Raw genomic sequence first — 13,745 nt, 5'->3', positions numbered from 1 at the left:
TTCATCCCACTCCTCTACAGTTCTTCTATCGTTATGTTGCTGTTGGTGTATATGCAAATCTCGCTCGCGATCTGCATCGCCTTTTCAGCTATGGTCCTCGCGTCGAGATCGGTGTTTCGGATCAGCGCTCGCGCCGCCGCAAGTGCGTAAGGCGCACCGGACCCTATGGCCGCAACGTTGTCATCGGGTTGAACGACTTCCCCCGTACCAGATATTATAAGCACGTTGTTCTTGTCCGCCACAAGCAGGAGCGCCTCCAGCCTTCTCAGAACTCTATCGGTCCTCCAGTCCTTCGCCAGTTCAACGGCCGCTTTGATCAGATTGTTCCCCCACTCTCTCAGTTTCGACTCGAACCGATCGAAGAGTGCCATGGCATCGGCCACTGAACCTGCAAAGCCGGCGAGAACCTGACCGTCCGCGATCTTCCTTATCTTCTTCGCCCCGTGCTTGAGCACCGTGTTGCCGTACGTCACCTGACCGTCTCCGGCCATGACAGTCTTACCGTTCCTCGAGACAACGAGTATCGTCGTCGATCTCCATCTCATTGGCTCACCTCCTCAAGAACGCTGTAAAACGCCACGAATCTTGAATATCTCTCCCAGAGCTTCAGGTTAAATGGTACGTCGTTCAGCACCGCCGTTATCTCCTGAAAGATTCTATTCAATCTGCTCTGGTCTTTCACCGTACCAGCGATGAGTCTCTGCAGTTCGTTGAGCAGAGCACCCGGTAGGTTCGAGATCAGACTGTGTACCTTAGTGGCATCTCCATTTCTCAGTGCCGTCAGTTCGTCGCTTATGACCGACTTCCAGTTTGCCGATCTGAGCTGATCCTCAATCTGGTTCGCAAGACCCTTGACGATCGATTGTATCGCCTGTACCCTCACAACCGGAACGTCTTCCTTCGTTAAAACCTGTGTGATCGCACTCGACACCGCCGAAAGGTATTTTTCTATCTCGACTTTAAGGTCCAAACGTTGAAGTTCGTTCGTTATGCGATCGTAACTTGATTTGTATTCTTCTTTCATCGTCTTCAAGAGTTGCTCGGCACGAGCAGGATCTTGCTCTCTCAGAGCCAGGATCGAAGCCAGCAGAACTGGTGCCACCCCATCGGGAACGGCCCACACACCTTTCGCCGCCATGGCTTCGCACGCCCAGACCTCTCTATGCGCAAGGTTTGAAAGAAAGTCGATCGTTACATCACTGACGAGAGGTTCGATGCTCAACATTTGAACTGCCAGCAGTCTGTAGATGTCCTCTCCCCGCGCGGCTCTCACGGTGTCAGGATTTTTCCACTCTGGATATCTGCTCCAGGAACCAGGCAGACGGTACACCGTTCCCATGGCCCAGTGGACGAACTCATTCCTGTACCTCACGTACAGCTCGTCGAGCCTGTTCAGAAAAGTTCTGGCCTCTTCATTTTGCTGCAAATAGCTCAGCTGTTGCGTGAGCTGTCTCACAGCGCTCGCGAGGATCGCATACCTCGATGCGAGGGCTTTGTACGTGTTTCTCTCGTTGAAACTCAGCAACGATGTCTTGAACAGCGCACAGGAGTCCAGCAAGACTTGCATGTTCGCCAGTGTGTCTTCGCTGACCGAGTCTGGGTAAAGCTTCTTCAGTTCCATCAAGAAGAGTAGATCCGAGCTTTTGAACTGTGGTGCTATGACCCTCTGATAATCGTCGAAGTTCTGTGTGAGGACAGAGGTTTTCCCCTGGCGCAGCGCGTTCGACAGCAGGCTGACCCTGTCCCCCCTCAAGCACAGCGAGGCCAGGTAGAAGTGAGATTTGCCGTAAGTGTGGTTCATCGAGACAGATTTCAAGAGGTTCTCCTTTGCCAGCTTCAAGTGCTGCGACTGTAACTGCTGAACTTGGCTCAGCCTGTTTCTCACCTTTTCGAGGTCACTTTCAAGACTCTTCCTTATCGAAACGATCTGGTTTATCCTTCTTTTCTCAACCTCCACAGGGTCGAGGTTTTCGATCTTGAAATTCTCAGGTCTCAGACTCACGAACTGGCCAGACAGATCTTCAAGCTCTCTCAGCCTGGCCATTATGTCCTTCTCGAGCTGTTCCAGTGTACTCTTCTCGACGTCTAAGCTCGCAATCAGATTGTAGGAACTGCTTCCACTCTTGAAGTAAACTTCGGACACGAAATAGTTCCATTTCAAATACGTCGTTGAGATCACGGTGAACATCACGATCACGAGTGCCAGTGAGAGTTTCAAACCCCGGAGCGTCACTTTCCAAGAAAGGAAGCTGCTCTCATCGGAATTGAAATAAACTCCCGTCGCGACAGATGCATAGAATATGGCGAGCAAAGAGTTGGGCAACAGGTGGGCAGGAAAGCTGAAGAAACTTTGAATCATGAAGCCGACAAATCCAACGCTCATCGAAAGGAACAAAAGAAAATCATCTAATCTTTGCAATTTTCTGAACCTGTTCAGGGCGTACAGACCCAAAAGAACTGCGAGGATCACTACCGTACTGAAACCAAGAATTCCCATCTCACCGAGCACCTGGAAGTAATCGTTGTGCGTGCGCTTGAAATTGTTCCACACGTAGAGAAAGCGCGGATGCTTCTCCATCACCTTGGCGAGCTCTTCTATTGCGAGGATCTGATAGGTGCCTATACCTGTACCGATCAGCTTGCTTTCTTTCCACTGTTCTATCGAAGAAAGCCAGGCAAGCAATCGTTCTTCCGCGTTCGATGCGAAAATTTGCGGGGCAAACCTCTCGACCAATGAAATTTGCCCCTCACCGGTCAAAGGATTCTTCGTGTTGTACACGACCAACACAGCGATCGATAGCACAACGAGCAGGACGAAGATGATTCTGTTGAAACGCTTGAGTTGCTCTGAGAGGAAAGTTGCTTGTTTCTCTTTTCCCTTGCGATAGATGAGGTAAAAACCAGAGAAGAGGGAGAGCATGATCGCCAGTGCGATGTACTCAGACCTCGTCTGTCCCACCGTGATCACGACCAGTGACAGAAGGAAATAAATCAGAGAGAATACCTTCACCATCACGTATTCTTTCTTCTTCGCGTTCTCCCATCCGTAATCGTCGGACAACATGAAATAAAGGCTCACCGGCAGCAGCATTCCCAAATAGTTCGTCACGAAGATGACGTTACCAACACTCGCCCTTATCGTGGTCCTGTCGAAAGACACACCGATCCTGCCAAAGAATATGCTCGTTCCGGTGTAGAAATTGAGCAGACTGTCTATCGCTATGACCATACCCGAAGCCAGAAACGTGAGGAGAAGCCTCGTCACCGTTCTCTTGTCGCTGACCCTGTTCGAAAAGTACAGTGCCATGAAGGCCGTCAGGAGCGTGTACAGCGCTATATCGATGGAGTATCTGAAATAATAAGGGTTGTTGCGAAGCACGTAAACTGTTGAGAGTAAGGCGAAGCCGGCAAAAACGAGCCACAGAACGTTCGCGAACGAAAGATAAACTGTGAGTTCGAACTTTCCCTTCTTAGCCCATTCGAACACGAGCAAAAATGCCATGATCAGTGCGAACAAAGCGGCGAACGCATACTTTGGAACACTGAATTCGTAAGTGATACTCCTGTTGGCCAGAAGTGCGATAACTATGATACTTATGTGCAAGAAGGCCTCTTCCCACTTCTTCATTCGTACTCTCCTCTCATTTGAAAAATCTTGCTATGAAATCTATGAATGGAGAAAGAACCAGTGCGGGCAAAAGGTTGCCCACCTTTATATCCCTCAGTTCGAGGAGCCTGAGGCCGATGGCGAAGACTATCAGCCCGCCCACGCCCGTGAAATTCGCAAGATAACTTTGCTGCGTCAGGAACGAGAGCTGAGAAGCCAGCAGAACCATGCTCCCCTGTACGACCAGCACAACCACACCTGTAACGAACACTCCGATGCCATACAGCGAAGCCAGTACGATGGAGGAGATGAAATCCAGAACAGACTTCACGTAGATCAGTGTGCCGTCGTTCAAAAGACCTGCCCTTATGGAGCCGACGATCGTCATGGGGCCCACGAGGAACAGGGTCGTGGCAGCGACGAAACCCTTTGCAAACCTCGTTGAATCTTTCGAAAACCTGCCGACCCTTGAAAGCTTTTCCTCGATGTCTATCATTTCACCAAGGATCGCCCCGAAGGCCAGCGAGAGTAGAACAATTATGAAGCTCGAGGTGTCCAGCGTCATTTTGATACCGACACCGATCGTCGTCAACCCGACAGCTTGAAAGAGGATTTTCTTGAACCTCTCGGAAACGGCCTTACCCAGTGCCATTCCTATGGAAGAACCCGCAAACACGCAAACGGCGTTGATGAGCACGGAGGGATGGATTCGAAGCACCTCCTTCGTTTATTATATAACCGTTGGAGGTGGAGCGATGCTCATTCTCTTCGACATAGGGAACACCCAGACGGTGGCAGGTATCACCGAGGATGGTGCAACCTTTCACAAGTGGAGGTTTTCCACACAGAGATCCCAGACAGAAGACGAGCTCTTCGCGATGGTATCGGTTCTGCTCGAAAAACAGCTCGGAGTTATCCCACAGTTTCAGGGTGCCGTGATCGCCTCGGTCGTGCCTTCGTTGAACTACGTCTTTCAGAGGCTCGTGGAGAAATATTTCAGGGTGGAATGCACGTGGGTGGATGCAACCAGCGCATCCACAGTGAAATGGAACGTGAAAAATCCCTCGGAGATAGGTGCCGACAGAGTGGCAAACGTCTTCGCGGTCGTGCGTGAACATCCCAACTCGCTGGTGATAGATGCAGGAACAGCGATCACCATAGATGTGGTGAAAGATGGTAACTACGAAGGTGGAGTGATCATGCCCGGTCTCATGACCGCAGCCCACAGCTTGTTCGAGAAAACCGCGAAACTGCCCCAGGTCGATCTGTACGCACCCACGAACTGCGTGGGAAAGGACACCTCAGAAAACATTAGAATTGGTGTTGTGAAAGGCACCGCGAATGCCCTGAACGGTTTGGTGAAAGAGATAAAGGCTTACTACAAAGAACCGTTCGTGGTGTTTCTCACGGGTGGCCAGAGTAAGGTTCTGGAGAAGCTCGTGGAGCACGACGTGTTGGATCCAGATCTAACGCTGAAGGGGATGTTCAAGTTCTGGCAAGAAAAAAGAAGATCGTTCTGATCAATCCCTGGATCTGCGATTTTGCCGCGTACGATTTCTGGCTCAAACCTGTCGGGTTGCTCTACGTTGGAGCCGTACTCCTGAGTTACGGGTTCGACGTTGTCCTCATAGACCTTCTGAACAGACACGATCCGGATCTTGCCAGGTTCGTCAAGCCGAAGCCCGACAAGCGATACGGCACAGGAAAGTTCCACACCGTGGAAGTTTCGAAACCGCCTGAACTGTCCTTTGTTCCAAGGAAGTACAAGCGCTACGGGGCACCCGAAGAGTTTTTCGTACACAAACTGAAACAGATCGAAAATCCAGACGCGTTTTTCGTGACGTCCTCCATGACCTACTGGTGGCCCGGTGTGCGCCAGACGATAGAGATCATCAAAGGCATGTTCCCGAATGTACCGGTAGTCCTCGGCGGAACGTACGCGCGTATCTATCCGGACCACGCGAAGCTTCACAGTGGAGCCGACGTGATATACACCGAAGACGTCTCGAAACTGAACGAATTGCTCTTCGAGCTGTTCGATGGAAGTTTCAACACCGATCTCAACGATTGGTTCGAAAGGTTCGATCCAGCGTACGAACTGTACCAGAGGGTGGGTTATCTCGTTTTCTTCACGTCACTCGGATGCGTGTACAACTGCAGTTACTGTCTGACCCCAAAATTGTACGGCAAATGGATACACAGAAGTGTTCACAGGATCGTCGAAATGGTACAGAAGTACGTTCGCATGTTCAACGTGAAAGACGTCGTGTTCTTCGACGATGCCGCCCTCATAGACAAAGAGAATCACTTCAAACCACTGCTGAGAGAGCTCATCGAACTGGATCTTGGAGTTAACTACCACCTCCCCAACGGAATACACGCGAGGTTGATAGACGAAGAACTTGCCCAGCTGTTGAAGCGAGCGAATTTCGTCACCATCAAACTCGGATACGAAACCTCCGGTCCGTTGCAGATCAGGACCGGTGGGAAAGTGTACGACGAAGACATTTTGAGAGCGGCAGAACTGCTGAAAAATGCAGGTTTCACAGCGGACGAGATTCAAGCCTACATTATGGTCAACATGCCCGGCCAAACAGTGCAGGATGTGATGACCGCGATAGAAGTCTGCAAGAAAGCGTCCATCTCGGTTTCCCTGAACGAGTACACGCCCATTCCTGGTACGAGAGACTGGATCGAGCTGACACGTTCAGGAGTGTTGCCATCAGACGTTGATCCTCTGCTACTGAACAACACGGTCTTACCTTACTGGTGGAAGGCAGGCATGGACGCAGCAACGGTACAGAAGCTCAAAGACCTGGCGCACGGAAAAACCCTCATTCCTCGCTCGTGACTTTGGTCGCGATCATGCCAACTCCACTCGGATAACCTCTCCTTCGAGCCAGTTCATCGGCGAGCCTCTGGAAAACAACGATCGCGGGAATCGGTGCCAGTTCCTCGGTCAGTCCCTCCTTGAGGCGAACGCACCGCGGTACAATCGTTTCAACGTTGCTTATCAGCCACAACCCATCGAAGCGGGACAGTTCCCGGGCGAACCTTGCCATGATCTGGGACGTTTTTCCCTCAACATGGATGAACGTCGAAACGATTCCTCCAACCATCAACTCCATCGCACCGTGGCGAAAACCTCCTCCGCTGTACCACGAGCAATTGAACCTGGCAACTTCCGCCAGGGTGAGCTGCGCCATGCGGAGTATCGGTACGGAGAAACCACGTCCCACCAGAACGAGCTGTCCGTTCGCCGCGACACTCTCAACGTAGTCATGGATGTCAACTGCGAGTGCACTTTCAAGATGATCGTCCAGTCCATCAGGATTCAAAGGCTTTCCTGCCCACTGAGAAAGTATGAGCAACAGCGTTACAATGCTGTTCACGAACGTTTTGGTAGAGCCCATGGCCCTCTCCTGACCGGCGTGGATCAAAAACACTCTATCTTCGCCAAGAACCTTCGCCGCGGAACTGTTGGGATTGTTGGTCACGAGGACAGATTTTTTTCGAATCCTCGGATACTTTTCAACGAGCTTCTTCAGTTCCGCGGTTTCACCGGATTGTGACACCAGAACGATCGTGTCGTAAAGATCGAAAGAATTCTCACTCCAGTACCAGACGACTTCGGAAAGCTCCTCACATCTACAGTTCATTCCCATGGTGTTCGCGTAGACTGTAGCGTACAGTCCCGCGTAATAAGAAGCTCCCATGCCCAGTACGAGAACACTTTTCGGTTGAAGGATGGCCGCTTTTCTTTTGATCTCCTCGGCGAACGTGAGTAGTTCTCTCACTGCCTTGGGTTGCTCGGAGAAATCCTGCGCAAAAATTGACATTCACATCGAACCTCCTCTGTCACTATGTCCTACCATTTTATACCACAGTGGAACTGTTTCGACGAAAGCACACTGAAAAATGATCCTATCCGGGGCGTTCCCAGCAGGACCGCGACACCCACATTTTGAACAGGTGCGTCCTTGATTACGATACTCTGAAGAAGATACGTTCTCCACCGCCGTGCTGTAAAATATATAAGGCTTAAAGGGGTGATACGAGTGCCGAGGTTGAGAGTCTATGAACTCGCGAAGAAGCTGAATATGTCTGCCAAGGACCTCCTCCAGGAGCTCGAGGAGCTCGGACTCGATGTGAAGAACCACATGAGTTACATAGATGAAGAGACGGTCAAGCTCTTACTCGAACTTTTCGAAGAGGAAGATGTGGAAAAATCCAAACCCGTTGCGAAGGCGAAAAAGGAAGAGGAGATAGAGGAAGAGGTCAGAGAAGAAGTTGCCCTGAAGGAGGAAGAGCTCCAGCTGAACACTCTCGCGTTGAAGATAGGCGTGCCTTTGAACAAAGTGATTCAGGACATGTTCATGAAAGGTGTGGCGCTCAAACCCAACCAGAAACTGGACGAAAAAACAGCAAGAGAAATCGCGAAGATGTACGGTTATAAACTGAAGATACAGCGGGAGGAGAAAACGGAGCAAGCAGAAATGTCCATCAGCAAACTCCAGCAGATAGAGAAATACTTCGAAGAGCTGTACACCAAGCACGCGAATGAACTCGTTCCGAGACCGCCCGTCGTAACGGTCATGGGACACGTGGACCACGGCAAGACAACGCTTCTGGACAGAATAAGGAAAACTCGCATAGCCGAGCAAGAAGCCGGAGGAATAACCCAGTCAATAGGCGCGTACCAGGTCAGTTACAACGGCAAGAAAATAACCTTCATTGACACGCCTGGTCACGAACTGTTCACAGAGATGAGGGCCAGGGGTGCTCAGGCGACGGACATAGTCGTGCTCGTGGTCGCGGCGGACGACGGTGTCATGCCTCAAACCATCGAGGCTTACAACCACGCGAAGGCAGCGAACGTGCCCGTCATAGTGGCGATAAACAAGATAGACAAGCCAAACGCAAACGTCGAAGCGACGAAGCAACAGCTCGTATCAAAATTGAACCTTGTTCCAGAGGATTGGGGTGGCGATACGATCGTCGTCCCCATATCTGCGAGAACCGGGCAGGGCATCGATGAGCTGCTGGAAATGATACTGCTCTTAGCGGAAATGAAGGAAATAAAGTGCTATCCAAAAGGACCCGCAAGGTGCGTCGTCATAGAATCGAAGGTTGAGCGTGGACTGGGACCAGTTGCAAACGTGATCGTAAAAGACGGAATTCTGAAAATTGGTGACTACGTGATCTCAGGCCCCATATACGCGAAGGTCCGAGCCCTGATCGATGACAAGGGTAAGCACATCAAGAGTGCTGAACCTTCCCAACCAGTGATGATCGTTGGATTCGAGGAATTGCCAGATCTGCGTTACACGATTTACAGCGTGGAAGACCTTGAAACAGCCCGCCAGGTGAGCGAAGAGATCAAAGCGCGTGTCGAGAAAGAGAGACGCACCAGAAGGAGAATGACCCTGGAAGAACTCTTGAAAATGATGGAAGAGAAGGAGAAAAAGGAGCTCAATTTGATTCTGAAGGCGGACACCTTAGGTTCCTTGAGCGCAGTTCAGAGTGCTGTTGAATCGTTGAAGTCAGATGAGATAAAGGTGAGCGTCGTTCACGCGGCCGTGGGTCCGGTTACTGAGAGTGACATCATGCTCGCTTCCACCTGTGATGGTATCGTCCTTGGATTCAGAGTGAAAGTAGAGTCACAGGCGAGGAAGGCGGCCGAGGCGGAAGGCGTTCAGGTGAAGACCTACGAAGTCATATACGATCTGATCGAGAGCCTCAAACTTGCGATGGAAGGCATGTTGAAACCGCAGATCGTTGAGGAACTCGTTGGCCGAGGTGAGATCAAGAAGGTCTTCGATATAAAGAAAGTGGGTAAGGTTGCGGGCGTTCAGATGCTCGAAGGAAAAGTCACGCGCGATAGCAAAGTCCGGGTGTACAGAAACGGTGTTTTGCTGTTCACAGACGAAATAGAGAGCCTCAAACACTTCAAGGAAGATGTCAGTCAAGTTGAGGCACCACAGGAATGTGGTATAAAGTTCAAGAATAGATCAGACTTCCAGGAAGGAGACGAACTGGAATTCTACCAGCTCAGGGAAGTCAAGCGGACTCTCTGAACTCACTGGGATGAACATTTTTCGCAAACACCGTAGACAATGAGTTCAGTCCTTCTGACTTCACCCGGGACGCGGAACGAAGCTTCGTAAGGTATGTCGTAGATGTTTCCACAGACCTCACAAACGAAATGACCGTGATCCGAAGTGTTGACGTCGTACACGGTCGTTGTGTCGCTGATCGGTATCTTCCTCACCTCACCCATCTGTTCGAGCACACGAACGGTGTTGTAGATCGTTGTGAAAGAAACGCTACCAACTTTGCGCAGGACGTGCTCGTATATCTGCTGTGCCGTTGGATGGGTTCTGTGCGTCTGCAGAAATCTTATGATCTCAACCCTCTGTGGTGTAACTTTCAAGCCTTTACTTCTGAGCATCTCTGCAATCTGACTTATCGTCATTCTACAACCTCCTGAAAAATTATAACACCTTCATCCATCCCGAGCCTATCAAACGCTCGCCGCATTGAAATGTAAACTTGCCCGACACGAAGTGTATCGATCCAAAAGGCTGGGACCACTACTCTTAACTCTATCCACCATGTACGACAGCTGTGCGACGGTGTGCACGAGAATCTGATCAGAGATGTTCTATAATGAAAGCTGGAGGTGTGTTGCGATAAGACTCGCTCAGGCTGTGGAATCGATCAGACAGGAGGCCAAACCGCTCGTTGAGGAACGCTTCAAACAGTTCAAAGAACTTGGTGAGAACGGAAGCGAAGAGCAGCTTTACAGCGAGCTGTGCTTCTGCATACTCACAGCCAACTGGAGTGCGAGCGGAGGCATGAAAGCTCAGGAACTGATCGGAGACGGTTTCATCACTATGAGCGAAGAAGAGCTGACAGAGATGCTGACCAAACTGCACCATCGTTACCCGAAAGCCCGTGCATCTTACATAGTGAGGAACAGATGGGTCCTGGGCAGGCTGAGGCCTCTGCTTTCTTTGGATGCAATGCAGGCGCGCGAATGGCTCGTGAAGAATGTGGTTGGAATAGGATACAAAGAGGCGAGTCATTTTCTGAGGAATGTGGGAATCGAGGAACTGGCCATACTCGACAGGCACGTGCTCTCACTCATGCTCGAGTATGGCTTGATAGATTCGTTGCCATCGAGCCTCACGAAACAGAGGTATCTGCGGTTAGAATCTCTGTTGAAGCAAGAAGCTGAGGTTTTCGGTGAAACGTTGGGTAAGTTCGATCTGTACCTCTGGTACTTCGTCAAAAGAACTGTTGAGAAGTAGGAGGAAGAAGCATGGTGAGAGTCAGGTTCGCACCGAGCCCTACAGGTTTTTTGCACGTTGGTGGAGCACGAACGGCGCTTTTCAACTACCTGTTCGCGAGGCATTTCAACGGCGTCTTTGTTCTGAGGATCGAAGACACGGACATAGCCCGCTCGGAACGCATTTTCGAAGAGAAACTGATGGAGTCACTCCGCTGGCTCGGCATTCACTGGGACGAAGGTCCCGACGTGGGTGGACCGTACGGTCCGTACAGACAGAGCGAGAGACTCCACATCTACAGAGAGTACGCTGAAAAGCTGGTCAGGGAGGACAAGGCGTACAAAGTTTATGCGTATCCCGAAGAGATAGAGAAACTCAGAGAGGAACTGCTGAGCAAAAACCTGCCGCCCCACTACACCAGAGAGATGTTCGAACAGTTCGCCACAAGAGAGAGGATGAGAGAGTACGAAGAGAGAGGCCTGCAACCAGCCATCTACTTCTCGATGCCGAGGAAAACGATCGTCCATAACGATCTGATAAAAGGCCAGGTCGTGTTCGGCGAAGGTTCGGTGGGTGATTTCGCCCTGTTACGGAGCAACGGCATGCCCACCTACAACTTCGCGTGCGTCGTTGACGACATGCTCATGAGGATCACGCACGTGATAAGGGGAGACGACCATCTGCCGAACACGGTCAAGCAACTCGCCATCTACGAAGCGTTTGGAGTCGAACCGCCACAGATAGGACACGTGTCGATGATCCTCGGGCCAGACGGTAAGAAACTCAGCAAACGGCACGGTGCCACGTCCGTGGAAGAGTTCAGAGCCCGAGGGTACTTACCGGAAGCGCTGGTGAATTATCTTGCGCTCCTGGGTTGGTCCCCACCCGATGCTCAAGAAATCATGTCCGTGGAGGAAATGATCAGGAAATTCTCCCTTGACCGTGTGAGCAAGAACCCAGCCATATTCGACCCCGGCAAACTCAGATGGATGAACGGGTACTACATAAGAAAGGTAGAACCTGAGAAAATCGTGGAAACACTCATTCCGTACATCGAATCGAGAGGATGGTCTTACAGAAACAAAGAGTGGCTGACGCACGTTTTCCTGTGCGTCAGAGATCGCATGCATTCCCTCGAAGAGATCACAGACTTGGCTGACTTCTTCTTCGTCAGGCCCAACGTCTCTCTGCAAGTGGATGAGCCCGTACGGAAAGGTCTGCTGGAATGTGCCTCAAGGTTGCAGCAGGAGAACGAGTTAACTAAGGAGCAGCTGGTCAACGTGTTCCGCGAAGTGGTGAAAACGTCGAAGCTGAACGCAAAGGATTTCTACATGAATTTGAGAAAGGCCCTTACAGGTAAGAGTGAAGGACCCGAGCTGGTGGACATCGTTACTCTGCTCGGACCGGCCGAAACGGCGCTGAGAATCAAGAAGGCACTGGGGGTAGAATGATGTTCTTGAAAAACACGTTGAGTGGCCGCCTTGAAAAGTTCGAAACTCTCGAACCCAACGTTGTGCGAATGTACGTGTGCGGGCCCACAGTCTACGGACTCATACACGTGGGTAATGCGAGGCCCATGATCGTCTTCGACGCACTCAGGAGGTATTTCGAATACAGAGGCTATCGGGTGATCATGGTTCAAAACTTCACGGACATCGATGACAAGATCATAAACCGCGCAAATGAATGGAACGTCGATTTCAAAGACGTGGCGGAGACCTTCATACAGGAGTACTGGAGGGACGCGAGCGCGCTCGGTGTCAGAGCTCCGAACTTTGCTCCGAAGACGTCCGACTTCGTTCCGGAGATCGTGAACTCCATAGAGCAGTTGATAAGGAAAGGACACGCGTACGTTGTGGACGGGGATGTGTATTTCGATGTGAAAAGCTTTCCCAGATACGGGGAACTTTCACACAGGAGCTTGGACGAAATGATCGCCGGCGCGCGCGTCGAGGTGAGTGAGAAGAAAAGGTTCCCTCTGGACTTTGCACTCTGGAAGGCGGCGAAACCCGGCGAACCTTCCTGGGACAGCCCATGGGGTAAGGGAAGACCTGGCTGGCACATAGAGTGCACCATCATGTCCACAAAACTTCTCGGTTCCACACTCGACATCCACGCGGGTGGAGAGGACCTCATCTTTCCGCACCACGAAAACGAGAAGGCTCAGAGTGAAGCCTTGACGGGAAAACCGTTCGTTCGCTACTGGCTCCACAACGCTCTGGTTCGTGTTTCCGGTGACAAGATGAGCAAATCCTTAGGCAACATATTCATCCTGAGGGAAGCCCTGAAAAAGTTCGGAGCGGACGGGTTGAAACTCTACTTTCTGTCGAAACATTACAGGAGCCCCATAGATTTCTCCGTCGAGGCACTCGAAGCGAGCGCGAAGGCCGCCAGAAGGATCGCGGAAAGTTTCAGGAATTTTGAATCGAGGTTTTCCAGCATTCCCGTACCCAGAAGCGACGCGTGGATGAGCGAGCAGAGACAGAGGTTCATCGAAGCGCTGGACGACGATTTCAACACTCCGAAGGCTGTGGCACAGATATTCGAGCTCGTAGGAGAATTGAACAAGTTCATGAGCGAGGCGAACGAGGAGAAAGCGCTGAAAGCTTACCATTTGTTGCGGAGAGAATTCTGTCCCGTGCTTGGCTTGTTCGAAGCCGGGGCGCAGTCTGAGGAAACAGAGCTGGATCCGTTCGTGCGACTGATCTTAGACGTGCGCAAAGAACTGCGGGAACGAAAACTTTACGATCTTGCCGACTCGATAAGGGATAGATTGAAGAACCTCGGAGTCGAAGTGCGCGATACACGCGAAGGTTCAACGTATTCTTTTCTGAAGGAGGTATGAA

The 13,745-nt window shown here is 51.1% G+C and carries 11 protein-coding genes; 6 read left to right on the top strand and 5 right to left on the bottom strand.

The window, feature by feature from the left end:
- Positions 1-14 precede the first annotated feature (14 nt).
- The 3 genes from hslV to TSP01S_RS05015 are packed head-to-tail and all read right to left on the bottom strand — an operon-like array spanning position 15 to position 4,325.
- Entirely contained in the window at positions 15-545 is a 531-nt protein-coding gene (gene hslV, locus TSP01S_RS05025) for an ATP-dependent protease subunit HslV (RefSeq protein ID WP_041077000.1), read from the bottom strand.
- A complete protein-coding gene (locus tag TSP01S_RS05020; RefSeq protein ID WP_052463512.1) occupies positions 542-3,628 on the bottom strand; it encodes an O-antigen ligase family protein in 3,087 nt (1,028 codons plus the stop codon). The genes hslV and TSP01S_RS05020 overlap by 4 nt, the downstream gene beginning before the upstream one ends.
- 13 nt (positions 3,629-3,641) lie before the next feature.
- Positions 3,642-4,325, bottom strand: a complete 684-nt coding sequence (locus TSP01S_RS05015; RefSeq protein ID WP_231848616.1) for a DUF554 domain-containing protein — start codon at positions 4,323-4,325, stop codon at positions 3,642-3,644.
- Between the two features lie 37 nt (positions 4,326-4,362).
- On the opposite strand from TSP01S_RS05015, the gene TSP01S_RS05010 reads away from it, so the two are divergent.
- Entirely contained in the window at positions 4,363-5,127 is a 765-nt protein-coding gene (locus tag TSP01S_RS05010; RefSeq protein WP_041076998.1) for a type III pantothenate kinase, read from the top strand.
- A complete protein-coding gene (locus tag TSP01S_RS05005; protein ID WP_041076996.1) occupies positions 5,100-6,458 on the top strand; it encodes a B12-binding domain-containing radical SAM protein in 1,359 nt (452 codons plus the stop codon). Before TSP01S_RS05010 ends, TSP01S_RS05005 begins: the two co-directional genes overlap by 28 nt.
- Here the strand turns inward: TSP01S_RS05005 and TSP01S_RS05000 are convergent.
- A complete protein-coding gene (locus TSP01S_RS05000; protein ID WP_041076994.1) occupies positions 6,442-7,446 on the bottom strand; it encodes an SIS domain-containing protein in 1,005 nt (334 codons plus the stop codon). The two genes, TSP01S_RS05005 and TSP01S_RS05000, sit on opposite strands and share 17 nt — an antisense overlap.
- 219 nt (positions 7,447-7,665) lie before the next feature.
- Here TSP01S_RS05000 and infB point away from each other — a divergent pair, with 219 nt between their 5' ends.
- A complete protein-coding gene (gene infB, locus TSP01S_RS04995; protein ID WP_041076992.1) occupies positions 7,666-9,684 on the top strand; it encodes a translation initiation factor IF-2 in 2,019 nt (672 codons plus the stop codon).
- Between the two features lie 2 nt (positions 9,685-9,686).
- Here infB and TSP01S_RS04990 read toward each other — a convergent pair whose 3' ends face one another.
- Positions 9,687-10,082 (bottom strand): Fur family transcriptional regulator, encoded by a 396-nt coding sequence (locus TSP01S_RS04990; RefSeq protein ID WP_041076990.1) that lies wholly within the window; start codon positions 10,080-10,082, stop codon positions 9,687-9,689.
- A 184-nt stretch (positions 10,083-10,266) separates the two neighbouring features.
- Between TSP01S_RS04990 and TSP01S_RS04985 the strand changes: the two genes are divergently transcribed.
- The 3 genes from TSP01S_RS04985 to cysS are packed head-to-tail and all read left to right on the top strand — an operon-like array spanning position 10,267 to position 13,744.
- Positions 10,267-10,920 carry an N-glycosylase/DNA lyase gene (locus tag TSP01S_RS04985; RefSeq protein ID WP_052463511.1) on the top strand — a complete coding sequence of 218 codons (654 nt, stop codon included), beginning with the start codon at positions 10,267-10,269 and terminating at the stop codon, positions 10,918-10,920.
- 11 nt (positions 10,921-10,931) lie between these two features.
- Complete coding sequence (gene gltX, locus TSP01S_RS04980; protein WP_041076988.1) at positions 10,932-12,350, top strand: glutamate--tRNA ligase; 1,419 nt, start codon at positions 10,932-10,934, stop codon at positions 12,348-12,350.
- A complete protein-coding gene (gene cysS, locus TSP01S_RS04975) occupies positions 12,350-13,744 on the top strand; it encodes a cysteine--tRNA ligase (RefSeq protein ID WP_041076986.1) in 1,395 nt (464 codons plus the stop codon). Before gltX ends, cysS begins: the two co-directional genes overlap by 1 nt.
- Position 13,745 lies beyond the last annotated feature (1 nt).

Origin of the sequence: Thermotoga caldifontis AZM44c09, from assembly GCF_000828655.1 — a bacterium.
Lineage (GTDB): Bacteria > Thermotogota > Thermotogae > Thermotogales > DSM-5069 > Pseudothermotoga_A > Pseudothermotoga_A caldifontis.
This window is presented reverse-complemented; position numbering and strand designations above follow the sequence as displayed.